This window comes from Streptomyces bicolor (assembly GCF_000719285.1).
GTDB lineage: Bacteria > Actinomycetota > Actinomycetes > Streptomycetales > Streptomycetaceae > Streptomyces > Streptomyces bicolor.
This window is the reverse complement of sequence record NZ_JOFS01000011.1, coordinates 54372-80718: the sequence shown is the minus strand read 5'-3', so window position 1 is coordinate 80718 and position 26347 is coordinate 54372. Positions and strand designations below refer to the sequence as shown.

The 26347-nt window shown below is 71.9% G+C and carries 28 protein-coding genes and 1 pseudogene; 17 read left to right on the top strand and 12 right to left on the bottom strand.

Annotated features, from left to right (window positions below; translation table 11 throughout):
- The first annotated feature begins 89 nt into the window (after positions 1 to 89).
- Positions 90 to 869, top strand: a complete 780-nt coding sequence (locus tag IF78_RS0117230; protein WP_031482264.1) for an SDR family NAD(P)-dependent oxidoreductase — start codon at positions 90 to 92, stop codon at positions 867 to 869.
- 19 nt (positions 870 to 888) lie between these two features.
- Here IF78_RS0117230 and IF78_RS0117225 read toward each other — a convergent pair whose 3' ends face one another.
- Positions 889 to 1461, bottom strand: coding sequence for a GNAT family N-acetyltransferase (locus tag IF78_RS0117225; protein WP_031482262.1), 573 nt, complete (start codon positions 1459 to 1461; stop codon positions 889 to 891).
- A gap of 105 nt (positions 1462 to 1566) precedes the next feature.
- Between IF78_RS0117225 and IF78_RS0117220 the strand changes: the two genes are divergently transcribed.
- Positions 1567 to 2586: a sigma-70 family RNA polymerase sigma factor gene (locus IF78_RS0117220; protein ID WP_031482260.1), complete on the top strand. Its 1020-nt coding sequence runs from the start codon at positions 1567 to 1569 to the stop codon at positions 2584 to 2586.
- Positions 2587 to 2678: 92 nt separating this feature from the next.
- Here IF78_RS0117220 and IF78_RS0117215 read toward each other — a convergent pair whose 3' ends face one another.
- A complete protein-coding gene (locus tag IF78_RS0117215; RefSeq protein ID WP_031482258.1) occupies positions 2679 to 3332 on the bottom strand; it encodes a phosphoribosyltransferase in 654 nt (217 codons plus the stop codon).
- A gap of 284 nt (positions 3333 to 3616) precedes the next feature.
- Here IF78_RS0117215 and IF78_RS0117210 point away from each other — a divergent pair, with 284 nt between their 5' ends.
- The 3 genes from IF78_RS0117210 (at position 3617) to IF78_RS0117200 (ending at position 5587) form a co-directional block, all read left to right on the top strand.
- Positions 3617 to 4015 (top strand): SseB family protein, encoded by a 399-nt coding sequence (locus IF78_RS0117210; RefSeq protein WP_031482256.1) that lies wholly within the window; start codon positions 3617 to 3619, stop codon positions 4013 to 4015.
- A gap of 121 nt (positions 4016 to 4136) precedes the next feature.
- Positions 4137 to 5027, top strand: a complete 891-nt coding sequence (locus tag IF78_RS0117205) for an SDR family oxidoreductase (RefSeq protein WP_031482254.1) — start codon at positions 4137 to 4139, stop codon at positions 5025 to 5027.
- A gap of 107 nt (positions 5028 to 5134) precedes the next feature.
- Positions 5135 to 5587 (top strand): YbhB/YbcL family Raf kinase inhibitor-like protein, encoded by a 453-nt coding sequence (locus IF78_RS0117200; protein WP_031482252.1) that lies wholly within the window; start codon positions 5135 to 5137, stop codon positions 5585 to 5587.
- Here IF78_RS0117200 and IF78_RS0117195 read toward each other — a convergent pair.
- A complete protein-coding gene (locus IF78_RS0117195) occupies positions 5575 to 6498 on the bottom strand; it encodes a polysaccharide pyruvyl transferase family protein (RefSeq protein ID WP_234439822.1) in 924 nt (307 codons plus the stop codon). The genes IF78_RS0117200 and IF78_RS0117195 overlap by 13 nt on opposite strands.
- Positions 6499 to 6632: 134 nt before the next feature.
- Here IF78_RS0117195 and IF78_RS0117190 point away from each other — a divergent pair, with 134 nt between their 5' ends.
- The 3 genes from IF78_RS0117190 to IF78_RS0117180 all read left to right on the top strand — a co-directional run bounded on the left by IF78_RS0117190 (position 6633) and on the right by IF78_RS0117180 (position 8100).
- The gene (locus IF78_RS0117190) at positions 6633 to 6872 is read left to right on the top strand and encodes a hypothetical protein (protein ID WP_031482248.1); all 240 of its coding nucleotides are present in this window, start codon (positions 6633 to 6635) and stop codon (positions 6870 to 6872) included.
- Between the two features lie 123 nt (positions 6873 to 6995).
- Positions 6996 to 7328 (top strand): hypothetical protein, encoded by a 333-nt coding sequence (locus IF78_RS0117185; RefSeq protein ID WP_031482246.1) that lies wholly within the window; start codon positions 6996 to 6998, stop codon positions 7326 to 7328.
- A gap of 130 nt (positions 7329 to 7458) precedes the next feature.
- Positions 7459 to 8100 carry a phosphoribosyltransferase gene (locus IF78_RS0117180; RefSeq protein WP_031482244.1) on the top strand — a complete coding sequence of 214 codons (642 nt, stop codon included), beginning with the start codon at positions 7459 to 7461 and terminating at the stop codon, positions 8098 to 8100.
- A gap of 3 nt (positions 8101 to 8103) precedes the next feature.
- Here the strand turns inward: IF78_RS0117180 and IF78_RS0117175 are convergent, their stop codons facing one another.
- Positions 8104 to 9228 (bottom strand): CapA family protein, encoded by a 1125-nt coding sequence (locus tag IF78_RS0117175; protein WP_031482243.1) that lies wholly within the window; start codon positions 9226 to 9228, stop codon positions 8104 to 8106.
- Between the two features lie 166 nt (positions 9229 to 9394).
- Here IF78_RS0117175 and IF78_RS0117170 point away from each other — a divergent pair, with 166 nt between their 5' ends.
- On the top strand, positions 9395 to 10807 hold the full coding sequence (locus IF78_RS0117170; protein WP_031482241.1) for an RtcB family protein: 1413 nt from the start codon (positions 9395 to 9397) through the stop codon (positions 10805 to 10807).
- Positions 10808 to 10904: 97 nt separating this feature from the next.
- On the opposite strand, the gene IF78_RS0117165 is transcribed toward IF78_RS0117170, so the two are convergent.
- On the bottom strand, positions 10905 to 11360 hold the full coding sequence (locus IF78_RS0117165) for an archease (RefSeq protein WP_031482240.1): 456 nt from the start codon (positions 11358 to 11360) through the stop codon (positions 10905 to 10907).
- Between the two features lie 102 nt (positions 11361 to 11462).
- Here IF78_RS0117165 and IF78_RS0117160 point away from each other — a divergent pair, with 102 nt between their 5' ends.
- The 3 genes and pseudogenes from IF78_RS0117160 to IF78_RS0117150 all read left to right on the top strand — a co-directional run bounded on the left by IF78_RS0117160 (position 11463) and on the right by IF78_RS0117150 (position 14666).
- Positions 11463 to 11930, top strand: coding sequence for a TIGR03668 family PPOX class F420-dependent oxidoreductase (locus tag IF78_RS0117160; RefSeq protein WP_031482239.1), 468 nt, complete (start codon positions 11463 to 11465; stop codon positions 11928 to 11930).
- An 82-nt stretch (positions 11931 to 12012) separates the two neighbouring features.
- Positions 12013 to 13300: pseudogene (locus IF78_RS43715) on the top strand (gluconate:H+ symporter).
- Positions 13301 to 13337: 37 nt separating this feature from the next.
- Positions 13338 to 14666: an enolase C-terminal domain-like protein gene (locus IF78_RS0117150; protein WP_031482238.1), complete on the top strand. Its 1329-nt coding sequence runs from the start codon at positions 13338 to 13340 to the stop codon at positions 14664 to 14666.
- A 31-nt stretch (positions 14667 to 14697) separates the two neighbouring features.
- Here IF78_RS0117150 and IF78_RS0117145 read toward each other — a convergent pair whose 3' ends face one another.
- Positions 14698 to 15510: an amidohydrolase family protein gene (locus IF78_RS0117145; protein WP_031482237.1), complete on the bottom strand. Its 813-nt coding sequence runs from the start codon at positions 15508 to 15510 to the stop codon at positions 14698 to 14700.
- An 80-nt stretch (positions 15511 to 15590) separates the two neighbouring features.
- On the opposite strand from IF78_RS0117145, the gene IF78_RS0117140 reads away from it, so the two are divergent.
- The 4 genes from IF78_RS0117140 (at position 15591) to ppk2 (ending at position 18591) form a co-directional block, all read left to right on the top strand.
- A complete protein-coding gene (locus IF78_RS0117140) occupies positions 15591 to 16016 on the top strand; it encodes a MarR family winged helix-turn-helix transcriptional regulator (protein ID WP_031482236.1) in 426 nt (141 codons plus the stop codon).
- A gap of 56 nt (positions 16017 to 16072) precedes the next feature.
- Positions 16073 to 16534: an SRPBCC domain-containing protein gene (locus IF78_RS0117135; RefSeq protein ID WP_031482235.1), complete on the top strand. Its 462-nt coding sequence runs from the start codon at positions 16073 to 16075 to the stop codon at positions 16532 to 16534.
- A gap of 83 nt (positions 16535 to 16617) precedes the next feature.
- Entirely contained in the window at positions 16618 to 17646 is a 1029-nt protein-coding gene (locus IF78_RS43710) for a pectate lyase (RefSeq protein WP_234439821.1), read from the top strand.
- A 51-nt stretch (positions 17647 to 17697) separates the two neighbouring features.
- Positions 17698 to 18591, top strand: a complete 894-nt coding sequence (gene ppk2 / locus IF78_RS0117125; protein ID WP_031482233.1) for a polyphosphate kinase 2 — start codon at positions 17698 to 17700, stop codon at positions 18589 to 18591.
- 14 nt (positions 18592 to 18605) lie between these two features.
- Here ppk2 and IF78_RS0117120 read toward each other — a convergent pair whose 3' ends face one another.
- From IF78_RS0117120 to IF78_RS0117100, 5 genes are all read right to left on the bottom strand, one after another.
- The gene (locus IF78_RS0117120; protein ID WP_031482232.1) at positions 18606 to 18989 is read right to left on the bottom strand and encodes a luciferase domain-containing protein; all 384 of its coding nucleotides are present in this window, start codon (positions 18987 to 18989) and stop codon (positions 18606 to 18608) included.
- Between the two features lie 87 nt (positions 18990 to 19076).
- Entirely contained in the window at positions 19077 to 19979 is a 903-nt protein-coding gene (locus tag IF78_RS0117115; protein ID WP_031482231.1) for a YceI family protein, read from the bottom strand.
- 52 nt (positions 19980 to 20031) lie between these two features.
- Complete coding sequence (locus tag IF78_RS0117110; protein ID WP_031482230.1) at positions 20032 to 21114, bottom strand: maleylacetate reductase; 1083 nt, start codon at positions 21112 to 21114, stop codon at positions 20032 to 20034.
- Positions 21111 to 21968 carry an intradiol ring-cleavage dioxygenase gene (locus IF78_RS0117105; RefSeq protein WP_031482229.1) on the bottom strand — a complete coding sequence of 286 codons (858 nt, stop codon included), beginning with the start codon at positions 21966 to 21968 and terminating at the stop codon, positions 21111 to 21113. The genes IF78_RS0117110 and IF78_RS0117105 overlap by 4 nt, the downstream gene beginning before the upstream one ends.
- A gap of 34 nt (positions 21969 to 22002) precedes the next feature.
- The gene (locus tag IF78_RS0117100; protein ID WP_031482227.1) at positions 22003 to 23748 is read right to left on the bottom strand and encodes an FAD-dependent monooxygenase; all 1746 of its coding nucleotides are present in this window, start codon (positions 23746 to 23748) and stop codon (positions 22003 to 22005) included.
- 149 nt (positions 23749 to 23897) lie between these two features.
- Here IF78_RS0117100 and IF78_RS0117095 point away from each other — a divergent pair, with 149 nt between their 5' ends.
- A complete protein-coding gene (locus tag IF78_RS0117095) occupies positions 23898 to 25667 on the top strand; it encodes a helix-turn-helix domain-containing protein (RefSeq protein WP_031482224.1) in 1770 nt (589 codons plus the stop codon).
- A 28-nt stretch (positions 25668 to 25695) separates the two neighbouring features.
- Here the strand turns inward: IF78_RS0117095 and IF78_RS0117090 are convergent, their stop codons facing one another.
- Complete coding sequence (locus tag IF78_RS0117090; RefSeq protein WP_051827955.1) at positions 25696 to 26280, bottom strand: AMIN-like domain-containing (lipo)protein; 585 nt, start codon at positions 26278 to 26280, stop codon at positions 25696 to 25698.
- Between the last annotated feature and the right edge of the window lie 67 nt (positions 26281 to 26347).

The following is a 26347-nucleotide window of genomic DNA, read 5'->3' as shown; positions in this document are numbered from 1 at the left end:
GCTCCTCTACCATGCGCGCACCGGGCAGGCGCTCGGGCCGGACGGGGCCCGGGCGCTGCCGCCGGGCGAGAGCGGCCTAGTGTGCGGGCATGACATCGCAGGCGTATCTGTCGGACCTGTTCTCACTGGAAGGCCGCGTCGCCGTGGTGACCGGCGGTAGCTCCGGCATCGGCCGGGCCGTCGCCGAGGCCCTCGCCCGCGCGGGAGCGAGTGTTGTGGTCGTGGCACGCAAGGAGGCCGAGCTGGCCGCGACGGTCGGCGAGTTGGAGGCCCACGGCTGCCGGGCCGCCTGGGTGAGCGCCGACCTGGGCACACGCGACAACGTGCGCGCGGCGGCCGAGGAGGCGGCCGGGGCGTTCGGCGAGCCCGACATCCTCGTCAACAGCGCCGGGATCAACCTGCGTCCCCCGATGGCCGAGCTGGGCGAGAACGTGTGGGACACGACGATGGCCGTGAACCTGGAGGCGCCCTACCTGCTGGGGCAGCGGTTCGGGCCCGGCATGGCCGAACGGGGCTTCGGCCGGATCATCCACATCACCTCCCAGCAGGCGCACCGGGCGTTCGTCCAGAGTGGCGCCTACGGCGTCTCCAAGGGCGCGCTGGAGTCGCTGGCCCGGTCCCAGGCCGAGGCATGGTCGCCGTACGGTGTCACCTGCAACACGCTCGTGCCGGGCTTCGTCATGACGCCGCTCAACGCGCGCCTGTCGTCCGACCCCGAGAAGGTGGCCGCGCTGGCGGCACGGACGATGGTCGGGCGCAACGGCCTCGCCGAGGACTTCGCCGGTGCGGCCGTGTTCCTGGCGAGCCGTGCCTCCGCCTACGTCACGGGGCAGGCGATCTTCGTCGACGGCGGGTTCTCCGTTCACTGAGCCCGCCGAGGGCGGTGCGTCAGCGCAGGTCGAGCCGCATCAGGATCCGCGGATGACCGGCGAGCACCGAGGTGGTGTCGGCGGCGTGGACGAACCCGGCGCGTTCGAAGTTCTTCCGGAGCCCGGCGTACGCCATCGTCAGGTCGACCCGGGCGTCACCGTTGTCGAGCGGGTACGCCTCGATCACCGGTGCCCCCTCGGCACGGGCGAACTCGACCGCACCGGCGATGAGGGCGTGGGTGATCCCCTGCTTCCGGTGGCCGGGTCGCACCCGGATGCACCACAGCGACCAGACCGGCCGGTCGTCGACGTGCGGGATCTTGCGGTTGCGTGCGAAGGACGTGGCCGAGCGCGGCGCCACGGCGGCCCAGCCGACCGGCTCGTCCCCGTCGTAGGCGAGCACGCCCGGAGGGGGATCGGCCCGGCACAGCTCGGCGACGTACTCGCCGCGGGCCGGCCCGCGCAGCTCGTTGTTGAGCTTGGACGGGATCCGGTAGCTCAGGCACCAACAGACGTTTGCCGTGGGCGACTTCGGGCCGATCACCGCACGGACGTCTTCGAAGACGGAAGCCGGACGAACTTCGATGGGCATGGGTCCACCATGGCACGCGGGAGGCCCCCGCGGTTCGCCGCGGAGAGCTCGGGTACCCGGCGAGCACTGCAGAGTGTGAAGCAACCGGGACGGAGGGCCGTGCGGATGCCTCCCCTGAAACAGACACCGGCGATGGATCCCAGGGTGAGCCGCCGTGCCTCCACCCGGATCGCACGCTCGCGCGGCCGGGTCCCCGAGCCCGACGAGGAACCGGATCTGCTCGGCCAGTACCTGGCTCGGATCGCGGCGACCCCCTTGCTCACCGCGCAGGACGAGACGCGGTTGGCCCAGCGCATCGAGACGGGAGTACGGGCGGTCGAGGAACTGCGGCAGGCCGACGCCGACGCGCGTGACCTGCCGCCGGAGCGGCGCCGGGAACTGGACGCGGCCATGCGGGACGGCCAGGCGGCCAAGGACCACATGATCCGCGCCAACCTCCGCCTCGTGGTGGCGATGGCCAAGCGGCACGCCCACCGCGGCGTGCCCCTGCTCGACGTCATCCAGGAGGGCAACCTCGGGCTGATCCGGGCCGTGGAGAAGTTCGACCACACCAAGGGCTTCAAGTTCTCCACCTACGCGGTCTGGTGGATCCGCCAGTCGATCGAACGCGGCCTGGCCCAGCAGGCCCGCGCCGTGCGGCTGCCGATGCACGTCGTGGAGGAACTGCGCAAGCTCGCCAAGGCCGAGCGGCGTCTGCGGCACGACCTGGGGCGCGAACCCACCGCCGAGGAGGTCGCCCGGGACAGCGGCTTCGCCGAGGAGCGCGTCGAATGGCTGCGCCGCGTCGGACGCCAGGAGGTCAGCCTGGACACGCCGGTCGACGAGACCGGTGAGACCGTGGTCGGTGGCCTCATCCCCGACACCGAGGTGCTGCAGGCCGCGGACGTCGCCGAGTACCAGGCGCTCGCGGCGGACCTCAGGAAGGCCATCGGCACGCTCGCACCCCGCGAGGCCATGATCCTCAGCCTCCGGTACGGCCTGCACGACGGGGAGCAGCGCACCCTCGAACAGGTCGCGCGGCATGTGGGCCTCACGCGTGAGCGCGTACGGCAGCTGGAGAAGCAGTCGCTGGCGCGGCTGCGGAAGCCCGAGACGGGGCAGCGGCTGTTGGCGTGGGCGAGCTGAGGAGGCGCAGCCGCGATTGACGGGTGTTGGCCTGCGGGACGAGTTGACGAGCCGAAGTCGCGGCGCCGAACCCGCGACATGGCCGGCCCGTGTCACGCCGTGGCGTGGAACCTCTGCAGCGTGTTCGTGATCCGCGTGTCGGAGACCTGGCCGAAGTCCTCGTACCACTCACCGACCGTGTGCAGTGACGGCGGCTGCTCGAGGCACACCACGTCGTCGCACTCGCGGCCGATGGCGGCCGTGGTCCGCGGGCTGCCGACGGGGACCGCCATGATCAGCCGGGCCGGGCCATGGCGGCGCAGGTACCGCAGCGCCGCCGTCGCGGTCAGGCCGGTCGCCAGGCCGTCGTCGACGAGGACGACGGTACGGCCGTTGACGGAGGGCAACGGGCGGCGGCCACGGTAGACGTACTCGCGGCGGTGCAGCTCGTTGCGTTCGCGCGCCACGACATCACCGAGCCGGTCCTCGGACAGATGCATCATGGCCAGGCTCTGCCGGTCGTACAGCGGCGGATCGTCGGCGACGACGGCGCCGATCGCCGTCCGCGGCCGGATCGGGGTGCTGATCTCGAGGGCTACCAGCACGTCCAGCGGGGCGTGCAGAGCGCGGGCCACCTCCGCGGCGACGGGCACACCGCCGGGGGGCATGGCCAGCACGAGCAGATTGAGCAGGTCGCCCGAGTCGGCCCATTCGACCAGCCGCAGGGCGAGTTCCTGTCCGGCGTGGGTACGGTCACGGAACGGCACGGCTCTCCTCCCTCGACATCGGCGCAGCCGCCGGGTTCCCGGCCGCCCGTACGGCGAAACGCGGCACGGCAGCCGCTACCCGGGCCCCATGAGGCGTGGGCCACCGCGTCCTGCCATACGACGGCCCCCACGCCCCGGCGGTGCGCGCGATCCGTGGTTTCTGGCGTGCTGTCGGGCGCGCACATGAGAAACGCGGGATCGGGTACCCGAATCGACCGGCGTATTTCGCGAGAAGCCGGTGCGGACCGGAAGATCAGGCACGAAAAACGGTGACGGGACGAACCATGACCAACCCCCACTTCGAGAGCGATGCCTCCGTGACCCAGCAGGCCCTGCGCACGGTCGTCGAGAAGGGCGCGGACGAGAGGGCACTCAGCACGCTGGCGCACAGCGAGGTGCTGGTGCCGACCGCGACGAACGCGATGGGGCCGGCTCCCACGGCGCTGACGCTCCCCGTGTTCGAACAGGAGGACGGGACCGAACTGGTCCCGGTCTTCACCACGCAGGAACGCATGGAACAGGCCATGCCGCGGATGCGGCGCCACCGCAGTGTGCTGCTCGGCGCCCTCGCCCATGACTGGCCCTCCGAGAACCTGTCCCTGATCATCGACGCCGGCACCCCCGAGCAGCTCGCGCTGACGGCCCACGGCGTCAAGGCACTGCTGGACCGGGGCGACATCTGACACCCGGTGATCGCGCGGGGCGCGGCGGCGATCCCGGCTGTGCACGGGCGGTGGCTTTTCGTCCGGGGCACGGCGGGAACCCGGTCCGGGCACGTGCCCGCCCAGCGTTCAGGAGGCCGTCGTGACCGATCCGCAGCACACCCGGCAGAACCCGGCCACCCAGCATCCGCAGCCCGATTTCCCCGCACAGGACCAGCCCCACCCCGGCTGGACGGGCCCGATGGACCCGCCGCCCGACCACGGCGAGGAGAGCTACCGGGGCACCGGCCGGCTGGAGGGCCGTAAGACCGTCATCACCGGCGGCGACTCCGGCATCGGGCGGGCGGTGGCCCTGGCCTTCGCCCGGGAAGGCGCCGACGTGCTGTTCACCCACCTGCGGGAAGAGGCGGACGAGGCACGTGAGACGGCTCGGCTCGTCGAGGACGCCGGGCGCAAGGCGGTCGCCGTCGCCTGCGACATCCGCGAGGAGGACAACTGCCGGGCCCTGATCGAGCGCGCGGTCGCGGAGTTCGGAGGCATCGACGTCCTGGTGAACAACGCCGCCTACCAGATGTCCCAGCCGGACGGCATCGAGGCGATCACGACCGAGCAGTTCGACCGGGTCATGCGCACCAACCTCTACGGCATGTTCTGGCTGACGAAGTTCGCCCTGCCGCACATGCCCAAGGGCGGCAGCGTCATCAACTCCACGTCGGTGCAGGCCTACAAGCCCAGTCCGCATCTGCTGGACTACGCGATGACGAAGGGCGCGATCGTGACCTTCACGCAGGGGCTGGCCCAGATGGTCATCGACCGCGGCATCCGCGTCAACGCGGTCGCGCCGGGCCCGGTGTGGACGCCGCTGATCCCCGCGACGATGCCCGACACCGTCGAGTTCGGCAAGCAGAGCCCACTGGGACGGCCGGCCCAGCCCGCCGAGATGGCACCCGCGTACGTCTACCTCGCCTCCCAGGAGGCAAGCTTCGTCACCGCGGAGATCCTGAACGCGACGGGCGGAACGCCCCTTCCATAGGAGGCACCGCGGCGGGGCACGAGTGCCCGACACCGCGGGGCGCTCGCTGCCGGAACGCCTGCCCGGCGTCGTGTGTGGCTTGTGCTCGTGTGGGTACTGCGGCGCGCATGACCGGTATCGAACTCAAGAGCTCCGCGTTCAACGACCACGCGATGATCCCGCGCCGCCATGCCATGGAGGGGGACAACGTCTCCCCACCCCTGACCTGGTCCGGAGTCCCCGACGAGGCCTCGGAACTGGTCCTGCTCTGCGAGGACCCGGACGCCCCGTCGGGAACCTTCGTCCACTGGCTGGTGACCGGAATCGATCCGCACACGGACGGGCTGCCGGCGGGCAGGGCGACCCCGGGCAGTCACCCGCACCGCAACGGCTACGGGGAATCCGGGTGGGGCGGCCCCCAGCCCCCACGCGGCGACGACGCGCACCGGTACTTCTTCCGCCTCTACGCCCTCCCCGGCCCCGTCTCCATCCCGGAGGCGGCCACGGCCGACGAAGCACACCGGGTACTGGACCAGCAGCAGTTGGCGAGCGGGACCCTCGTCGGGCTCTACCAACGCTGACGGTGAACCTGATCACCGGAAGGTGCGAAGAGCGCGTCGAGCAGCCGCTCCGTGCCGTCCACGGGCGTCCCTTCGAGGAACTCCCGCTGACGGCTCCGGGCCGCGTCACGACCGTAGGTGAGGCACCAGTTCCACCAGCGGTCCAGCTCACCGCTGTCCAGCCGCTCCGCGGGGACGAGGGCCGGCCAGTGGCACGCTTGCGCCTGCGCGGTGACCTTGGCGCCGCCGGCGACCGGATCGACGGCGAGTGCCGGCGTCCCGGCGCGCAGCGCGAGCACGAGCCCGTGCAGGCGGTCGGTGACGACACAGTCCATCCGGGACAGGACGGACTGGAGCTGGTCGGCCGTCGTGCACAGACGCCAGTCACGGGAGTCGAGCCGCGTCTCCAGCTCGACCGGCGCGCAGTCCAGGCGGCCGAGCCAGCGGGTCACCGTGTCGGCGACCTCCTCGTGCCGGCGACGCCCGCCGTACTCCCGCTGGCCGTGCGTGAGGATCACCCCGACGACGGGGGAGGGGGCGTGCGAAGAGGCGCACGCGGAGAGGTCCCGCACCGGGGCCCCGTCGGGTGTGTCCCGGGCCAGGACGCGGTGGAATCCGGTGACGGCCGGATCGTCCGGGTCCAGCACGGACGTCCCGACCGCGATGCGCCGGCACCGGGCGAATCGCCGGTGCAGCTGCGCCACCTGGGAGCCGTGCAGGGGACCGCACACGAACAGCACATGCGAGTACGCCTCCGGCCGGACGTCCTCCAGGTGGGGCGCTTCAGGGAAGTACCCCGGACTCCACACGGTGTCGTACGCGAGGCCCGCCTCGGCCAGCAGATCCTGGACCCGCCTCAGGGCGAGCACATCACCGGCCGTGACCTCCCCGTCCCGGAAGCTGAACCACCCCGTGAGCAGGATCCTTCGCATTCGGTCACGCCTCGGTACCCGTGCTGTCATCGACGCCGCGAGTACCCTGACCCGTCGCGGGTCATGCCACGGACGAGTCGGAGTGGCCCGTACGCCGGGCTGCGTACGGGCCGGGTAGAGCGCATGGTGGTGACATGAGCACGCGTCCCCCCGTGGTGGTGCTGCCGCCCGCGTCGGACGGCGGGCGTGAGGTGACGATCCACGGCAAGCCCGCGGGCACCGCGTACAGCCTGTTCGACGTGCTGGATCTGGTGCACCGCGCCGAGCTGCCCACCGAGGACCGGGCCATCGACGACCCCGAGCTGATCGAGTGGCGCGGCGGCGGGCCGTACGACTGGAACGAGGCCGGTACGTCCGATACGGCGGGCGGGTGAAGGCAGGCGCCCGCAACGTGTCCCGGGCGCCACCCTCGTATGTCCGAGGTTCCCGTCGGAGCGCCGCTGACCTTGACTTGGAGCGGCAACTCCGAACGGAACCACTACCTCACGGGGACACGTATGAACCGCAGGAAGAGCGTCTTCGCAGCCGGCCTGGCCACCACCGTCTCGGCCCTGGCCCTCACCCTCGGCGGCATGGCCGCCCCGGCGCAGGCCGCGGGCACCGTCGACTGCGACGGCCGGGTGCACCACAACAACCCGGACCACGGCATCGTCGGCTGCCAGAACAACAGCGACCGCACCGTCACCTTCCGAGCCGAGATCGTCTGCGGCCGGGCCCCGGACGTCTCCGGCCAGTGGGTGACGCTCGCCCCCGGCCAGTACGGCGAGTCGTCCGGCGTCTGCGCCTTCTACAGCTCGGGCGTCGGCAGCGTCGGCTGGACCATTCAGTAAGGCCGTTCGCTGGTTCCGGGGCGTCGATGGAGACGGGTCCGTGGGCCGGCACGAACCCACGGGCCCGAGCCCCCTGGTGTGTCCGATTCCGGTGGGTGGGGTACGCGGCGACGGACGGAAGGGGAAGCCCATGCAGTTCCGAGACCGCGAGGAGGCCGGGCGGGAGCTGGCCGAGCAGCTGCGTATCCGGCAGGACAAGGGCATCCTTCCGCACCCCGTCGTCCTCGCGCTGCCCCGGGGCGGCGTCGCGGTCGCCCGGGAGATCGCCCAGGTGCTCGAGGCCCCGCTGGACGTGCTCGTCGTACGCAAGATCGGCGCACCGTTCCACGAGGAGTTCGGGGTCGGCGCGCTGGCGGGCGACGATCCGCCGCTGCTCGACGAGGCGTCGCTGTACCGGCTGGGGCTGAGCGAGGCCGATCTGGCGCCGGTGGTCGAGCGGGAGCGGAAGGAACTGCGGCGGCGCGAAGAGCGCTATCGGCAGGGCAGGCCTGCGCCGGACCTGGGCGGCCGTACCGCCATCGTGGTCGACGACGGCGTCGCGACCGGTTCGACCGCCCGCGTCGCACTGCGCGCCGTACGCAGCCGGAACCCCGAGCGCCTGGTGCTGGCCGTGCCGGTCTGTGCACCGGAGGCGGCCGAGGAACTGCGCCGGGAGGTCGACGAGTTCGTCTGCCTGCACGAGCCGAGGCTGTTCAGCGCGGTCGGCGAGTGGTACGAGGACTTCGGTCAGCTGACCGACGCCGATGTGCTGGAGGCGCTGCGCGGCGAGTGAGGCTCACTGAGCGGCCGGAGTGGGGTGCTGCGTCAGGGTGAGCGCGCCGTCCGCGTCCAGGGTGAGGTGGGTGCCGTAGCTGATGCGGTCGAGGGTGTCCCGCAGCCAGGCGCGGTCCTCGGGCGGCGCCGGTTCGAGGCGCATGCGGCGCGCGAGCAGGGGTGTCATGCGCAGGTCGGTGAGGGCGCCCGTGTCCGCCGCCACCGTCACGAAGTAGGCGATGCGCAGGTCGTCGCGGTACGCCTCGTAGCCGGGGATGCCCTCGTAGTCGTCGATGAAGTCGCCGCAGCCGTGCAGGATCAGCCGTTTCCGGTAGACCTCGACCGGGCGGGGGTGGTGCGAGGAGTGGCCGTGGACGACGTCGGCCCCGCCGTCCACCAGGGCGTGCGCGAAGCGGCGTTGGCCGCGCGGGACGAGGTAGCCCCAGTTGGAGCCCCAGTGCACGGAGACGACGACGATGTCGCCGGCCCGCTTCACCTGCCGTATGTGCCGTACCGCGGCGGCGGCCGTGGTGGGCGAGAGCTCGGGGATGTGGGCGACGCCGGGCAGGTCGGCGGTGGCCGCCCAGCCGGGTGGGATGCCGCTGTTGCCGGCGCCGAGGGCGAAGACGAGGACGCGGCCGCCGTGGGGGAGCGGAAGCGCGACGGGTGCGTACGCCTCCTCGGCGCTCCGCCCCGCGCCCGCCGTCCGCAGACCGGCGCCGTGCAGCACGGCGAGGGTCTCCTCCAGGCCCGGGCGGCCGAAGTCCTGCACGTGGTTGTTGGCCAGGACGCAGACATCGGGCCGGGCGACCGTGAGGGCGGGGAGGTTGGCCGGATGCATGCGGTAGTGCACCGCCTTGCCCGGCTCGAACGCGTCGCTCCGCGTGACCGACGTCTCCAGGTTGACGATCCTGACGTCCGGCGCGCTCTCCTCCAGCAGCCCCAGCGCCTCGCCCCACGGCCAGGCGGGTTCGACCGGCGCCGGGATCGGGCCGCTCACCGCCTCCGCCATGCTCACGTAGGCCCGGGCGTCCGTGACGTACCCCTCCCGCAGCGCGGGGTCGCCGGGCCGGGCCAGGATCTGGTCGACGCCGCGTCCGAGCATCACGTCACCACAGACGAACAGCGTCACCGTGCCGCCGCTCATGACTCAACGGTACGAGGTCGCGGTGAGCGCGGCCCCGCCGAGGCCCGCAGGCGAACCGCGAACCGCGAACTGCCGCGCCGGACGCGATAGGGATGCCCCGGCACGGGTACCCCGCACCTGCGTACCGGCCGCAACGGACCGTCGGCCGAAGGCGCGGGAGGCTGTCATGGAACTCGTCGAGGAGGCTCCCCACCGCTTCCGCATGGACCCGCACGGCCCGATGCGGGTGCCGGGCGTGGTGTTCGCGTCCAGGGCGTTGCTCAGGGACGCCGAGAAATCGCTGGAGCAGGTGGCCAACGTGGCCACGCTGCCCGGCATCGTCGGCGCCTCGTACGCCATGCCGGACATCCACTGGGGCTACGGCTTCCCCATCGGCGGTGTCGCAGCGACCGACGTGGCCGAGGGCGGGGTCGTCTCACCGGGCGGGGTCGGCTTCGACATCTCCTGCGGCGTACGGCTGCTGGCCGCCGACAGCGACGCGACGGCGCTGGAGCCGGCGCTGCCCGCGGTGATGGACGGCCTCGACCGGGCGATCCCACGCGGCGCCGGGCCCGGCGGGGTGTGGCACCTGACCGGCCCCGGCCAGCTGGAGCGGATCCTGCGGGGCGGTTCCCGGTACGCGGTGCAGGAGGGGCATGGCGAGGAGCGCGACCTGACGCGCTGCGAGGACGGCGGAGCGGTCGCCGACGCCGACGTGGACCAGGTGAGCGCGCGGGCGCGGGAGCGCGGCCTCGGCCAGGTCGGCTCCCTCGGGTCCGCCAACCACTTCCTGGAGGTGCAGCGCGTCGACGAGGTGTACGACGAGGCGGCCGCCGCCGCGTTCGGGCTCACCGCCGGCCAGGTGTGCGTGATGATCCACTGCGGCTCCCGCGGCCTCGGCCACCAGATCTGCACCGATCACGTCCGGCTGATGGACCGGGCGATGACCCGGTACGGGATCAAGGTTCCCGACCGCCAGCTCGCCTGTACGCCGGTCGAGTCGCCGGAGGGGCAGCGGTACCTCGGAGCGATGGCCGCCGCGGCCAACTACGGCCGCGCCAACCGCCAGTTGCTGTCGGACGCGGCCCGCCGGGTCTTCCGGCGCACCGCGGGCACCCGGCTGTCGCTGGTGTACGACGTCTCCCACAACCTCGCCAAGATCGAGACGCATCCGGTGAAAGGAGCCCGCCGCACCTTGTGCGTCCACCGCAAGGGCGCGACCCGCGCCTTCCCGCCCGGCCATCCGGACCTGCCCGACGACCTGCGCGAGGTGGGCCAGCCGGTGCTGATCCCCGGGACCATGGGCACCGCCTCCTACGTCCTGGTCGGTGTGCTCGGCGGCGACGCGTTCTCCTCCACCTGCCACGGCGCGGGCCGCGTCCTCAGCCGCCACCGGGCCGCTCGCGCGGTGGGCGGCCGGGAACTGCGGGCCCGCCTGGAGTCGGCGGGCATCGCTGTTCGCCCCCGGTCGCTGCGCGGCCTGGCGGAGGAGACACCCGAGGCGTACAAGGACGTCAGCGAGGTGGTGGCCGCGAGCGAGGGCGCGGGACTGTGCCGCACGGTGGCCCGGCTGGTGCCGCTCGGGGTGGTGAAGGGCTGAGGTCGCGTGGGCGGTCGTATGCGTCGTATGCCTTGCGCGGCGGCTGTACGGTCGTAGGGCTTTCACGGTGGCCGTACGGCCGTACGCCTCACGCGACTCACACGTCCACGGTCACCGCGCACGACCACCCGTAGGGACCCGGCCCGATGTGCAGCCCGTGCCAGGAGATGCCCTTCGGTGTGGCGCCCGTGACCTCCACGTCCGCCAGATCGGCGAGCGCGAGCCGCACGTCGAGGTCGCCGTCCGTGGTGTCGGCCTCCAGGTCGACGGGGACCCGGCCGTCCACGTCGAGGCGGAAGACGACTTCGTCGAGGAGTGCCGTCAGCAGGTCCTCGTCGCTGTCCTCCACGAACCGCACCCGCTCCACCGAGGTGGGCCGTACGGCAGTGACGTCCGCGAAGCACTCCACCATCCCGAGCGCGGCCTCCACCAGGCAGCGCTCCCGGCTCACGGCCCACGCCTCGATCCGCACGTCGGCCGTGTGCGGCACCGCCCGATGGCCGCTGCCGCCGCTACGACGTGTCTGGATGTCGTCGTCCGGGTCTCCGACCATCGACACCACCTGATCCGCCGAGTCATCCCCCGAAGAGGGCGTTACACGGATAGGGGTACCCGAGTCGGGGCACGGCGTACCGCCAGGACCGAAGGAGCCGACATGCCGGACATGGCGCAGGGCGAGGCGCGCGGCCGGTTCGCCGGGGCACCCGTCGCGCGGCTGGCGACGGTCGACCCCGAGGGCCGTCCGCATCTGGTGCCGGTCGTGTTCGCGGTGCGCGGCGACGAGATCGTCACCGCGGTGGACGGCAAGCCGAAGCGGTCGCGGCGGCTCAGGCGGCTGCGCAACATCGCGGTCAGTCCGGCCGTCTGTCTGCTGGCGGACGAGTACGACGACGACTGGGACCGTCTGTGGTGGGTCAGGGCGGACGGGGGCGCCCGCATCCTGCCGCCCGACACGCCCGGCGCGCCCGACGTACGGGACGAATCCGGCGAATACGCCGCCGCGATCGAACTGCTGCGGCAGAAGTACCCCCGGTACGAGCGGCAACCGCCGGACGGACCGGTGATCGTGATCACCGTCCTGCACTGGAGGGGCTGGCAGGCCTCCGCGGCGGCCGACGACTGAATCCACGGGCGCAGACCCATTGACCTCAGCCATCCGCGATCATAATCTCCGTCTTCACATGTAGACGGCGTCTTCATGGAGGATCCCATTCAGTGGGCTGAACGGCTTCGCCGCCCTGCTCCTGGTGGCCGTGGGCGTCGGCCTGGTGCAGGGGATCGGCCTGGAGAAGATCCCGGACGTCCTCGCCGAGGGCATCGGCGACCAGACCGGCGACACCATGCTCACCATCGGTCTCGGTGCCATGGTCGGCCGGTTATGGGGACTCCGGCGCCGCCCAGCGGATAGCCGGCAGGCTCCTGGCCGTGTGCGGGCCCCGCTGGGTCCAGGTGGCCATGGTGCTGACGGCCATGCTCATCGGCGTGACGATGTTCTACGAGGTGGCCTTCGTCATCATCGTGCCGATCGCGTTCACCCTCGTCCGGGCCACCCGGGCCAACCTGCTGTGGGTGGGGCTGCCCATGTCGATCGCCCTGTCCACCATGCACAGCTTCCTGCCGCCGCACCCCGGCCCCACGGCGGTGGCCGCCACCTTCCACGCGTCCGTCGGACTGACCCTGTTCTACGGCCTGTTCGTCGCCGTCCCGATCGGAGCGTGCATCGCCCTGCTGCGGCCGCGCCTCCCCTTCGTCCGGGCGATGAACCCGTCCATCCCCAAGGGGTTGGTGAGCGAGCGGGTCTTCGAGGACGACGAGATGCCCGGCCTCGGCTGGTCGCTGTCCGTCGCCCTGCTGCCGGTGGTGCTGATCGCCGGCGCCGCGGTGACCGACCTGGCGGCCTCCGGTGACAGCGGCCCGTTGCACTTCGTCGCCTTCATCGGCTCGGCGCCGATCGCGCTGCTGCTCACCCTGCTCGTGGCGGTCTGGGCGTTCGGCCCGCGCATCGGCCGCGGCCTGGCCGAGGTCGGTGCCTCGTGCAAGGAGGCAGCGCAGGCGATGGCGATGATCCTGCTCGTCATCGGCGCGGGCGGCGCCTTCAAGAACGTCCTCGTCGAGGGCGGCATATCCGACTACATCAAGGACGCGACGGACGGCTGGTCCGTCTCCCCGATCGTCCTGGCCTGGCTGATCGCCGCCATCCTCCGCGTGGCCCTCGGCTCCGCGACCGTCGCCGTCGTCACCGCCTCCGGCGTCGCCCTGCCCCTGCTCGCCGGCAGCGGCGTCCACCCCGAGGTGATGGTCCTCGCCGTCTCCTGCGGATCGATCGCCTTCTCGCATGTCAACGACCCGGGCTTCTGGATGTTCAAGGAGTACTTCAACCTGTCCGTGTTGGACGCCATCAAGGCGCGCACCACCTACACGACGGTGCTCGCGATCCTCGGCCTCGGTGGCGTACTGGTCCTGGAACGGGTCCTCGACGCCCTCAATGTCTGACCTCTTGCCCGCCCTCACGAGAACGGCACTTCCCGTCATGAGCCAGCCCGTCGTCACCCGCTTCTCCGTCTGGCCCGTCGCCGGCCGCGACTCGATGCTCCTCAACCTCTCCGGTGCCCACGCCCCCTGCTTCACGCGCAACGTCGTCGTCCTGGAGGACTCCGAGGGCCGTACGGGCCTCGGCGAGGTCCCCGGCGGGGAGAAGATCACCCGGACCCTGCGCGACGCCGCACCCCTCGTCGTCGGCACCCGCGTCGGCGACCACAACCGCGTCCTGCGTACGATCGAGGCGGCCTTCGCCGACCGCGACTCGGGCGGTCGCGGCGCCCAGACCTTCGACCTGCGCACGACGGTGCACGCGGTCACCGCCGTGGAGTCGGCCCTCCTCGACCTGCTCGGCCAGTACCTGGAGGTGCCCGTCGCCGCCCTGCTCGGCGACGGCCAACGGCGCGACGCCGTACGGGTGCTCGGCTACCTCTTCTACGTCGGCGACCCGGACCGCACCGACCTCGACTACGTCCGCGACCCGGACTCGCCCGTCGAGTGGTACCGGATCCGGCACGAGGAGGCGCTGACCCCCGAGGCGATCGTCCGGCAGGCCGAGGCCGCCTACGACCACTACGGCTTCAGCGACTTCAAGCTCAAGGGCGGTGTCCTGCCGGGTGCGGAGGAGGTCGAGGCCGTACGGGCGCTCAAGGAGCGGTTCCCCGAGGCGCGGATCACCCTCGATCCCAACGGCGCCTGGTCCCTGCGCGAGGCCGTCGAGCTGTGCCGCCCCCTCGCCGGCACGCTCGCCTACGCGGAGGACCCCTGCGGGGCGGAGGGCGGCTACTCGGGCCGGGAGATCCTCGCCGAGTTCCGCCGGGCCACGGGACTGCCCACGGCGACCAACATGATCGCCACGGACTGGCGCCAGCTCACCCACGCCCTGGCCCTGCAGTCGGTGTCCATCCCGCTGGCCGACCCGCACTTCTGGACCATGCGGGGATCGGTACGGGTCGCCCAGCTCTGCAACGTGATGGGGCTGACCTGGGGCTGCCACTCCAACAACCACTTCGACATCTCCCTGGCGATGATGGTCCACTGCGGAGCGGCCGCCCCCGGTGAGTACAACGCCCTGGACACGCACTGGATCTGGCAGGAGGGACGGGAACGGCTCACCGTTGAACCGCCCACGATCAGCGGCGGCGAGATCGCCGTACCGGACACGCCCGGACTGGGGGTCCGCCTGGACAGGGAACGGCTCCTCGCCGCGCACGAGTTGTACAAGGAGAAGGCCTTGTCGGGCCGCGACGACGCAGCCGGGATGCAGTACCTGATCGAGGGCTGGACCTTCGACGCGAAGCGGCCCTGTCTCGTGCGCTGAGTCGCGGGAGAGGTTCCCGGCGGGCCGGGTGTCAGAGGGCGAAGACGCGGCGGGCGTTGCCGTGCAGGAACAGCTCCCGCGTCTCCTCGTCCAGCTTCAGGGCGTCCAGGTGCTGCAGAGCCCGACTCGGCGTGATCATGGGGTAGTTGGAGCCGAACAGGACCTTCCGGCGCCCCCGGCCGCGCAGGTACTCCACCAGTTCCGGCGGATAGCGGTGGGCGGTGTAGGCGCTGGTGTCGATGAAGACGTTCTCGTGCTTGTCGGCGACCGCGATCATCTCGCTCGTCCAGGGGTAGCCGATGTGCCCGCACACGATCGTGAGCTCGGGGAAGTCCAGCGCGACCTGGTCGATGTACGGGATCGGCCGCCCCGTCTCCGACGGCCGCAGCGGGCCGGTGTGCCCGACCTGCGTGCAGAACGGCACGCCCAGGTCCACGCAGGCGGCGTACAGCGGGTAGTACAGCCGGTCGGTGGGCGGCAGTCCCCACAGCCACGGGATGACGCGCAGCGCCACGAAGCCCAACTCGCCGACGGCGCGCCGCAGTTCCCTCACTGCGGCCATGGGCCGGGCGAGGTCGGCGCCCGCCACAGCGCGCAGCCGCCCGCCGGACTCCTCGACGAAGGCGGCCACCTCGTCGTTGTCGATCAGCGCGCCCTGCGGCCCGTACCAGGCCGCCGCGAGGCCGACCTCCACATCCGCGGCCTCCAGCGCGGCCACCGTGACCTCGACGGGCAGCGGCTGGTCGAGCGTTCGCATGCCGGTCCAGCGGCGAAGTGACTCGAACATCTCGTGGTTGGCGTGACGCGGCGTCGGATGCTGCATCCAGGCATCGATGACGGGCATGGACTCGGCCTTTCCCAACACCTCACTTCACCAGTGAAGTGAGCATGGCGGCGGCCCGCCGCGTCTGTCAACATCGGTCCATGCCCGAGCCCGATCAGCGTCTGTTCTTCCTGCTCCAGCGGGCCGCGCACCAACTGCGCACCGCCTCCGACCGGCGCCTGCTGGCCGCCGCCGGGATCACCACGGCCCAGCTCGGCGCGCTGTTCGCGATCCGGGACGAGCCGGGCATCACCCAGCAGCGGCTGGCCCACACCCTCGGGCTGCGCGAGTCCGCCGTCACCGGGCTGGTCGGACGGCTCACCGCGGCCGGTCTGGTCGTCAAGCGGGCGCATCCCCGGGAACACCGGGCGGTGGTGCTGGAGCTGACCGGCGACGGGGCCGCCGCGCTGGACTCCGCGCAGCCGGAGGTCGACCGGTTCAACGCCGAGGCGCGGGCGCTGCTCGGCGAGGACGGCTTCACGCGCACGGCGGCGGCGATGCGGGCACTGGCTCATTGGGAGGGCTGAAGCGGGCCGGGTCTGTTCCACCTGCCGCTCTGGGGCACCGCAACTATCGTGAGGCCATGTACTCGACGCGGGTCTCCCGGCATGTGAACGCCTCGCGGGCGGCGGTCTACCGGGCTCTGCTGGACGCGGACGCCGTGGCGAAGTGGCGGGTGCCGGACGGCATGACCGCGCGGGTGCACGAGTTCGACGGCAGGGAGGGCGGGGCGTTCCGGGTCTCGCTCACCTATGACGTGCCGACCGGCACCGGCAAGTCTGATGCGCACACCGACACCTACCACGGTCGTTTCGTGCGGCTCGTGCCGGACGAACAGGTCGTCGAGGAGGTCGAGTTCGAGACCGACGACCCCGCGCTGCGCGGCACGATGACGATGACCACGACCCTCACCGACGCCGACGGCGGCACGGATGTCCTCATCGTGCACGAGGGGGTTCCCGACGTGGTGCCCGAGCAGGACAACGAGACCGGTACGCGCATGGCGCTGGCGAACCTCGCCCGGCTCGTCGAGGCGGGAAAGTGATCGGCAACCTGTGAGCGGTCGGCGGCGACTGTGGGGCGAGGGGGCTTCCCGCCGCCTCCCCGAGACCGAACGAGAGCCACCGCATGAGCACCAGAACGCCTTCGCGCAGGCGCAGTCAGCACCGTAGGAGACCCGACCGCCGCCCCCTGGTGATCGGCGCCCTGGCCATCGCCCTGGTCGCGGGCGCGGTACTGCTGATGGCCAGGCCCGACTCGGGGGCGGACACGGCGAAGGGCGGGCACTCGACGCTTCTGGAGGCGGGCGGCCCCCGCCCGGCCACGTCCTCGACGCCCACCTCGGCCTCCGCCTCCCCGTCGCCGTCCAAGTCGTCGGCGTCCCCGTCCCCCTCGAAGGCATCGCCCCGCAAGCACACCACCCCCTCCGCGAAGCCGACCGCCGCCGCCCGCCCCGCCACCGGCGTCGCCGCCTGGCCCACCCCCACCACCGACCGGCCGGTGACCGCCACCATCCAGGTCTCCGGCAGCTACGACGGCGGCCTCAAGCGGTTCCAGGGCTCAGGCGCCCTCGGCGGCGACGGTCAGGACGAGGACCAGGACCCGCTCTTCGAACTCGCCGAGGGGGCGATTCTGAAGAACGTGATCCTGGGCGCCCCGGCCGCCGACGGAGTGCACTGCCTGGGCAGTTGCACCCTGCAGAACGTGTGGTGGGAGGACGTCGGCGAGGACGCGGCGACCTTCAAGGGCGCGTCCGCGTCGGCGACGTACCGCGTCCTCGGCGGCGGTGCCCGGCACGCGGACGACAAGGTCTTCCAGCACAACGGCGCCGGCACCGTGACCATCCGGGACTTCCAGGTCGCGGACTTCGGCAAGCTCTACCGCTCGTGCGGCAACTGCGACACCCAGTACGAACGCCACGTCGTCATCAGCCAGGTGAGGGTGACCGGCACCGGCGGCGCCATCGCCGGGATCAACGCCAACTACGGCGACACGGCCACCCTGTCGGGCGTGACGATCACCGGTGACGGCGGCAGGGACATCACCGTCTGCGACCGCTTCCGGGGCAACGACAGCGGGGACGAGCCGAGCAGGACCGGCAGCGGATCGGACGGCGTGTACTGCCGGTACAGCGCGTCGGACGTCACCTATAGCTGATCTTTGCCTGGGGTTCGCCGGGCGTACGAAAGCGCTCGCTTGCATTGCTGTATGGATACGGAACTGTTGTCAGGGCTGCGCGTCGACTACACCGATCAGGACGACCCCGTCCTGATCAGGCCGGACGGCAGCCCCGTCGACACCTGGCGGGAGAACTACCCGTACGAGCAGCGCATGGAGCGCCCCGAGTACGAGTGGCACAAGCGGCTCCAGCAGATCGAGCTGCTGAAGCTGCAGAGCTGGATCAAGGAGAGCGGCCGGCGTCTCGTCATCGTCTTCGAGGGACGGGACGCAGCCGGCAAGGGCGGCACGATCAAGCGCTTCACGGAGCACCTCAACCCGCGCGGCGCCCGCGTCGTGGCGCTGGAGAAGCCGACCGAGCGCGAGCGCGGCCAGTGGTACTTCCAGCGGTACGTCGAGCATCTGCCGACCGCGGGTGAGATCGTGCTGTTCGACCGGTCCTGGTACAACCGGGCCGGCGTGGAGCGCGTGATGGGCTTCTGCAGCGACGACGAGTACCGGCGCTTCATGCGGCAGGCCCCCGCCTTCGAGCGGATGCTCGTCGACGACGGCGTCGACCTGGTCAAGTTCTGGTTCTCGGTGTCCCAGGGCGAGCAGCGCACCCGGTTCACCATCCGCCAGGTCGACCCCGTACGGCAGTGGAAGCTCAGCCCCATGGACCTGGCCTCCCTGGACCGCTGGGACGACTACACCGCCGCCAAGGTCGCCATGTTCCGCGAGACGGACACCGAGCACGCGCCCTGGACGGTGGTGAAGAGCAACGACAAGAAGCGCGCCCGCGTCGAGGCCATGCGCAGTGTGCTGGCCCGCTTCGACTACGCCGACAAGGACGAGGAGGTCGTCGGCACCCCCGATCCCCGGATCGTCGGCGCGGCCGCGGGTCTGCTGGAGGCGGGGGAGGACGACTCCGCGGACGAGCGCTGACCGCAGGGCAGGTCCTAGCCCCGGGGCAGCACCGTCACGCGACGGAAGTTGCACTCGTCCCCTGCCGGGTGCCCGGCGGGGGACGGCCGGTTCTGATGGGCCTTGAGGGCCGCGCTGACCAGGCTCATCAGCAGATCGACGTCCGTGTCGCAGTCGAGATGGACGGTCACCCAGTTCGAGCCCGGGACCAGGCGGATCGCGGTCGACTCCCGGAGGTCGTCGTGGAACCGCTGAATGGCCGAGACCGTCAGGTGCAGATCCACGTCCCGGTCGGAGTGGAAGTGCACGATCTCGCTGTGGACGGAGCGCAGTGCCCGCCCTGCGCCGCAACTGGCCGGGCCCGAGTTCAGATCGGGCCAGAGTTCCAGTTGTTCCATGGCGCGCTGGGCCAGTGTCATGCACCCATAGTCACCCGATCACCGCGTCGCAACCAGAGGTTGAGCGAACTGTAACCGGGGCGTGAGGTACCTCTCAGCCACCGTGGCTCATTCGGGAGGTGTCGGGGTGTCGTGCGTGCGGTACATCGCCTGTACGTCCAGCTCCAGCTGGACCGTGGGACCGACCACCGCGATACCGCGCGCGAGCATGCTGCGCCAGTTCAGCGTGTAGTCCTCCCGGTGCAGCTCCGCCTTGGCCAGGGCCGCGCAGCGCAGTTCCTCGCCATAGCCGCCGTTGACCGACCCCAGGTAGGTGGTGTCCAGCTCGACGGAGCGGCTGATCCCATGCATGGTCAGAGAGCCGTGCAGCGTCCACTTGGTGCCGCCCCGGAACGCGAACCGCGTGCTGGTGAAATCGATGTACGGGTAGCGCTCGACGTGCAGGAAGTCGGCCGAGCGCAGGTGGTTGTCGCGGGTGTTGTTGCCCGTCGTGATGCTCGCGGCCTCGATGCGCACCGACACCCGGGATGCGGCCATGTCGGACTCCACGTGTATGCCGCCGGTGAAGCGCTCGAAGCGGCCGTGGACGTGGGCCATGCCGACGTGCTTGGCGATGAACCGGATCGCCGTGTGCGGCGGGTCGAACAGCCAGGTGCCCGGTACCGGCAGGTCCAGTTGGCGTCCCGACATCAGCTGGACCCGCTCGGTGGGGGGCGTCGTGCCGCCGATGACGTCCACGTTCTCCTGGTGCGGTGTGAGGCCCTCGGCCGTGATCCGCAGGCCGTAACGGCCCGGCGGAAGCGCGGCGAAGAACAGCCCGTACGGATCCGTGGTGCCCCGCACCACGACCTCGTGCGAGTCCATCGCGGTCACCGTCACATCGGCGCCCCGCATCGGCAGCCCCACCGGATCCACGACCTCCCGGGCCACGCCGCCCGCGCCGGACGGCACGGGAAACCCCGCGGCGGGCACCCCCCGGGAGCGTCGACTCCTGAGCAGTCCGAGGGGCATGGCGATCACCTTTCTTCGGGGGTGGGGGAATGTGAGTGGGGGATGGAGGGGCTTACTGAACGGCGGCCGTCGGCTGCCCGCCCTCGTACGCGGCGCGCAGCAGCGCGAGCACGCCACCGGCCGTGACCGGACGGGGGTTGGCGTACGCCTGGCCCGCGGTCTGCGCGGCGGCCGTGGCCAAGTCGGCCTCGTCGAGGCCGAGTTCGGCGAGGGAGCGGGGGGCGCCGAGGCGTCCGGCCAGTTCCCACAGGGCCGTCGGCGCGTCCTCGGCGTCCAGGGCGCGGGCCACGGTGGCGGCGGCGTCCGGCGCGGCCGGGGCGTTGTGGGCGAGGGCGTACGGCAGGACCACGGTGTGCGTCTCGGCGTGCGGCAGGCCGAAGGTGCCGCCCAGGACATGGCACAGCTTGTGGTGCAGGCCCATGGTGGTGGCGCCCAGGCAGGACCCGCACAGCCAGGCGCCGTACAGCGCACGGCCGCGCGCCTGAACGGACGCCGGCTGCGCGGCCACCTCCGGCAGCGCCCGCGCCATCGCCCGTACGCCCTCCCCGGCCATCAGTGCCACCAGGGGCGAGGTGTCCGGCGCGTACAGCGCCTCGACGGCGTGTGCCATCGCGTTGACGCCGCTGGTCACGGAGAGCGGCACGGGCAGGGAGAGGGTGAGCTCGGGGTCGTAGACCACGCTGCGGGGCAGCACCTTGGGGTCGCGGCCGGTGCGCTTGGCGCCGTGCTCGGTCAGGCCCCAGACGTCCGTCATCTCCGAGCCGGAGTAGGTGGACGGCACCGCGATCAGCGGCAGCCCGGTGCGCAGGGCGATCGCCTTGCCCAGCCCGATCGACGAGCCCCCGCCGACCGCCACGCACCCGTCGGCCCCCGCCGCCCGGGCCACCTCGACGGCCCGGTCGGCGACCTCGACGGGCACATGCATCCGAGCCCCGTCGTGCAGCCCCGCACAGGCCGGGCCCAGCGCGTCCGCGACCGCCCGGGCCGTGTCCGCCCCACGCGCCCCGCACACCACCAACAGCCGCCGCAGACCGAGACGTTCGGCCTCACCGGGCGTCGCTGACAGGGCCGCACCGGGCCGGAGGACGACCCGCACGGGCCGGCTCTCGTACGAGAAGTCGAGGAAGTCCGTCACGCCCGCTCCAGCACGTGGTCGAACCGGGCGTGCCGGAAGGGGTTGCCGACGCCGAACTCCCGGGCCCGTGCCGGGTCGTCGATCTCCTTGAAGTCCTGCACGAGGCTCGGCTTGACGGCGAACACGGCGTCGGAGTCCAGGTACTCGCTGCCCGCCACGAAGATGTGCGTGGTCACCGGCGTGTGGCCGGCGGCGGAGGCGATGAAGTGGATGTGGGCGGGGCGGTAGGGGTGCCGTCCGGCGGCCCGCAGCAGCTCACCGACCGGGCCGTCCGTCGGGATCGGGTACGGGCTCGGCACGCATGTCCGGAACCAGAAGCGGCCTTCGGCGTCCGCCGTGAACAGTCCCCGGCCGTTGCCCGGCGGCTGCACGTCCGGGCGTTGCACGTCGTAGAAGCCGTGCCCGTCCGCCTGCCATACGTCGATCCTCGCGCCGGGCAGCGGACCGCCGTCCCGGGACAGCACCCGCCCGCTGACCACGCACGGCTCGCCGTCACCGACCAGGTCGATGGTCGCGCCGAGCTCGCGCAGGGGGGACTCGGTCATGTGGAACGGGCCCAGCACCGTCGACTCGGTGGCGCCCGGGCCCTGGCGCTCGTTGATGGTCTCCAGGAGCATCGACAGCCCGAGCACGTCCGACAGCAGGATGAACTCCTGCCGGGTGTCCGTGCACGCCTGCCCGGTCGCGGTCAGGAACCCGATCGCCCGCTCCCACTCCTCCTGCGTCAGCCGTGTCTCCCGCGCGAAGGCGTGCAGATGACCGATCAGGCCCGTCAGCAGCTCCCGCAGGCGGGGATCGGCGGTCCCGCGCAGACTGGCGACGGCCTCGTCGGTGACTGTCGGCTCGCCGGTCATGTCGGCTCCTTTCCCGGCCTCCTCGGCGCACATCTCAACCGTGCCCGAGGATCCGCCGCAGCGCGTCCGTGAGCAACCGTTCGGCTTCCTCGGCCGAGGCCGCGCCGGCGTGCCGGAACGCCACATACCCGTCGGGGCGTACGAGGAGAGCGCCCGCGTCGGAGATCTCGCGAAGGTTCGCCCAGTCGCCGTACGGGTCCTCGTAGTGCTGCCCCGGTCCGATCACCACCGTGGCGATGTCGAGGGGCTGGGCCGCGGCGGCCCGCACCCAGGCGTCGCCGCCGATCCCCGTGAGCAGCGTGAAGCGGCCCTTGCCGACGGTGTCGAGGGTCGACAGGGTCCGGGTCCCGGAGGTGATCCAGGCGTGCGGGAGCTTGGCGCCGGGGCGGGAGGCGGGCTGGTGGTGCAGCTCGGGGTCGCGGGTGAAGCCGGGGTCGGGAGTGCCGTCCGGGACGACCGCGTCGGAGGCGTAACGCTGATTGAGGTCGACGCCGTGCGCGTTGAACTCGTACACCTTGAAGGCGATCGCCTCCCGCAGCGCGATCCGCTGCTTCTCCGCCGCCTCCGTGCCGTCCTTGCGGGCGGCGATGTTGGCCCACAGCTGCTCGGGCGTCTGCGGCGAGAGCCCGTCGAGTGCCTCGAAGATGGGGGCGGTCTCGGCGATGGACTTGTTGGCGCGGGTCACGATCTGCTTCCCGACCGGAGCCCGCTCGGCGTCGTAGGTGTCGAGCAGCTTCGGCGACGCCACGCCGTCGAGGACGAGCTTCAGCTTCCACGCCAGGTTGTAGGAGTCCTGGATGGAGGTGTTGGAGCCGAGCCCGTTGGACGGCGGGTGGCGGTGCACGGCGTCGCCGGCGCAGAACACACGGCCGTTGGCGTACGTCTCCGCGTACATCTCGTTGACCGTCCACGCCGAGGACGACTTGATGGTCACCGGGATCTCGTCGTCGCCGACCAGCTGCCGTACGACGGACAGCGCGTACTCCTCGGTGAGGTCGGGAGCGCCCGCGGTCACGTCGTAGCCCCAGACGATCAGCCACTCGTTCCAGGGCCGCACGCAGCGCACGAGGCCCGCGCCGATGCCGCCGACCGTGGCGCCGGGCGCGAGCACCCAGTAGAGGGTGGAGGGGCGGTGGGCCGTGTACCGGCTCAGATCGGCGTCGAAGACGATGTTGATGCTGCCCGCGACACCCATCTGACCGCCCATGGGCAGCCCGGCGTCCTCGGCGACCTTGGAGCGGCCGCCGTCGGTGCCGATCAGGTACTTGGCGCGGATCGTGTACTCGTCGCCGCGCAGCCGGTCCTCGACCGTGACCGTGACGCCGCCCTCGTCCTGGACGAAGGACCGGTAGACGGTGCTGAAGCGGAAGTCGGTGCCGCGGGCGATGGCCGCGTTGACCAGCACCGGCTCCATCAGGTGCTGCGGCATGTCGCACATCCGGGTCGGGCTGGCGAGTTCGTGCGCGGCCTGCACGAGCGGATCGTTGCCCCAGGAGCGGACCCGGCCCAGCTCGTCGCCGGCCAGGCTGGTGCAGAACGTCGTGTTGCCCATCAGGTGCTGGGGCGTCGCCTGGGCGACCACGTCCTCCTCGACGCCCAGATCGCGCAGCACCTCCATGGTGCGCTGGTTGGTGATGTGCGCGCGGGGGGTGTCGGCCAGACTCGCGTACCGGGTGACGACCATGTTGCGCACGCCGTAGGTGCTCAGGGCGAGCGCGGCCGACGCGCCCGCTGGGCCGCTGCCCACGATCAGTACATCGGTCTCGACGACGGTGTGCACGACAAAACGCTCCAGGAGATGAGACAGGAGACGGGAACGGAATCCGACCTTTCAAGATCATGGAGCGGGGCGTGCCGTCGTGGGTGTCTCATTACGAGACAGCCCGCCATCGCCGGGTGTGCGAGGCCCCCGATACGGTGGGGAGCGCCATGACGACCGCGGAACACCTCCCTGACCTCGCCCCTCTCCGTCAGGCCCGCCAGCGGTTCCTGGCGGGGCGCCCGCTCCCGGACGGTGTGCCGGACGACCTCGTCGCCGCCTGGCGGCGCGCACGGTTCTTCGGCGTACGGCCCGATCTGGAGGGCCCGGTACGGGAGTCGGTGGCCGACCCTGTCGACTCGCCTCTGCTGGAGGCGGCGCGTCCGGCGCTCACCCGCCTCGCCCCGGTCCTCGACGTCGAACGGTCGGCACTGGTCCTCACCGACGAGCGGCTGAGGGTGCTGTGGTCGACGGGCAGCGCACCCGGCGACGACACCTGCCGCGACCTGTCCGAGCGGGAGGTCGGCCACAACAGCGCCGCGCTCGCGCTGCGCACCCGGCGCAGGGCTGAGGTGCACGGTCCGGAGCACTTCCTCGACGTGTGGCAGGACGTCTCCGCGGTCAGCGTGCCGTTGCTCTCCCCGCAGACGGGCAAGGCGCTCGGCACGGTGACGGTCGCCTCCGGCCTGTGCGCGGGGTGCCGACCGCACCCCGGGGCCGTCCTGGCGGAGGCGATCGCCACGGCGGTGGAGGCGGAACTGCGGGCACGCGCGCGTACCCCGGAACGCGCGCTGCTCGACGCCTACGAGCGGGCCGCGCGGGGACGCGAGCGGGCGGTCGTCGCGCTGGACGGCCGTAACCGGCTGGTCAGTGAGGCCGCGGTGCGTCTTGCCTCGCCGCAGGTGCTGGAGGCGTTGGAGCGGGGTGCGCGGGCGTGCGTCAGCTGGACCGGCGAGGCGTACGACATCCCGCTTCCCGAGGACGCCGGGTGCACGGCCGAGATCACTCCGGTACGGCACGAAGGCCGCGTCCTCGGCCTGGTCGCCGTGCTCGCGCCACGTCCCCTGGAGCCGGTGCCGTCGCCGAGGCGCCCGGTGAGCTCGCTGGTGGGGAGTTCGGTGCCGTGGCGGCATGCGGTCGCGCGGGCGATGTCCTTGGCCCTCACCACGGGGCCCGTGCTTGTCGTCGGAGAGAGGGGAACGGGCAAGACCACGCTCGCCCTCGAACTCTTCGCCGACACCGCTCCGTTGGTCGTGGACGCCGCGGAAGCACCCGAACTCGGCCTCAAGGACGACGAGCGTAGCGGGATGGGGGTCCGCCCGGCTGAAGACTGGGGGAGGACCGGAGACCGCCCCCTGCTCCTGCGCCACGCCGAACGGCTCGCCCAGCCGGACGTCGCAGCCCTCAACGCCCTCCTGGACGAGCGCCCGGACGCCCACCTGGTCGTCACCTACACGCCCGGAACCTCGCCGGGCCCCTGCCTCCAGCGCCTCCTCGACACGCTCGCGGCCCGCTCGGTGACGTTGCCGGCCCTGCGCGAACGCCCCGAGGACATCAGGGAGTTGCTCCAGGCCCTGGCGCCCGCGCCGGCCCCCGGCAGCCCTCCACTGACTTGGACCCTGGACGCGCTGCGGGCGCTGGAACGGCATCCCTGGCCCGGAAACGTGACCGAACTCGCCCACCTCCTACGGGCGCTCGCGAGTCAGCGCCGGGTGAGCGGACCGGTACGGCGCAGCGAACTGCCGGATCCCGTCCGGGAGGGGCCCGCGGGACGGAGCCTCAGCCCCATGGAGCTCGCCGAACGGGCCGCGATCCTGGAGGCGTTGCGCCGCCACGGCGGCAACAAGGCACGCGCCGCGGCGGCGTTGGGGATCGCCCGGGCGACCCTGTACCGGAAGTTGCGGGAGTATCAGGGGCGGGACGCCCTGACCGTCCCGTAGCCCTGATCACAGCGACTCCGTCAGGGCCTCAGCGTGCCCCGGTCCAGTTGTGCGCGACGTCGACCACGACCCGGTCGGTGGCCACCCACACGCGGAAGGGCAGCCGCGCCCGGACGCCGAGTCCGATCTGTGTGTCCCCTTCGAAGCTGCCGGCGAACCGGGCGTCCCTGAAGGTGCGGTAGCCCGTGAGGTCCACGCCCGACAGACGCTGACCGGCCCGCACGGGATACGTGGGCTTCCCCGTGTCGGGGTCGTAGGCCGGGGCGGCCACCCGCACCTCGAGGACGGCTCCGCCGCCGACGGGGATGTAGTTGCCCGAACCGTCCTGGTGGAGGCGGCTGACGTACCTGACGGAATAGCCGAGGCCGCTGGTGCCCGCGCCGGGGACGTCGACGACCATGCGGTCGAAGCAGGCGTGCCGGCCGGTCCTGATGTTCGTCACCGACTCCGACGTGGCGGCGGAGCGGGTCTTGGTCTGACTGCCCCAGCCGGTGGGGCAGGCGGTGGTCCGGGTGGTGGTGGTCGTGGTGGCATCGGCCGGAACCGCCGCCACACCCAATGTGGCGGCCATGAGCGCGACGGTCGTCGCCCAAGCCACTCGCTTTCGTCCCATTTCGTCCCCCAGGAGGTGATGTGCCTGATATTAGAGGAGACATTCGGGTTGCCGGAATGGTTGCATG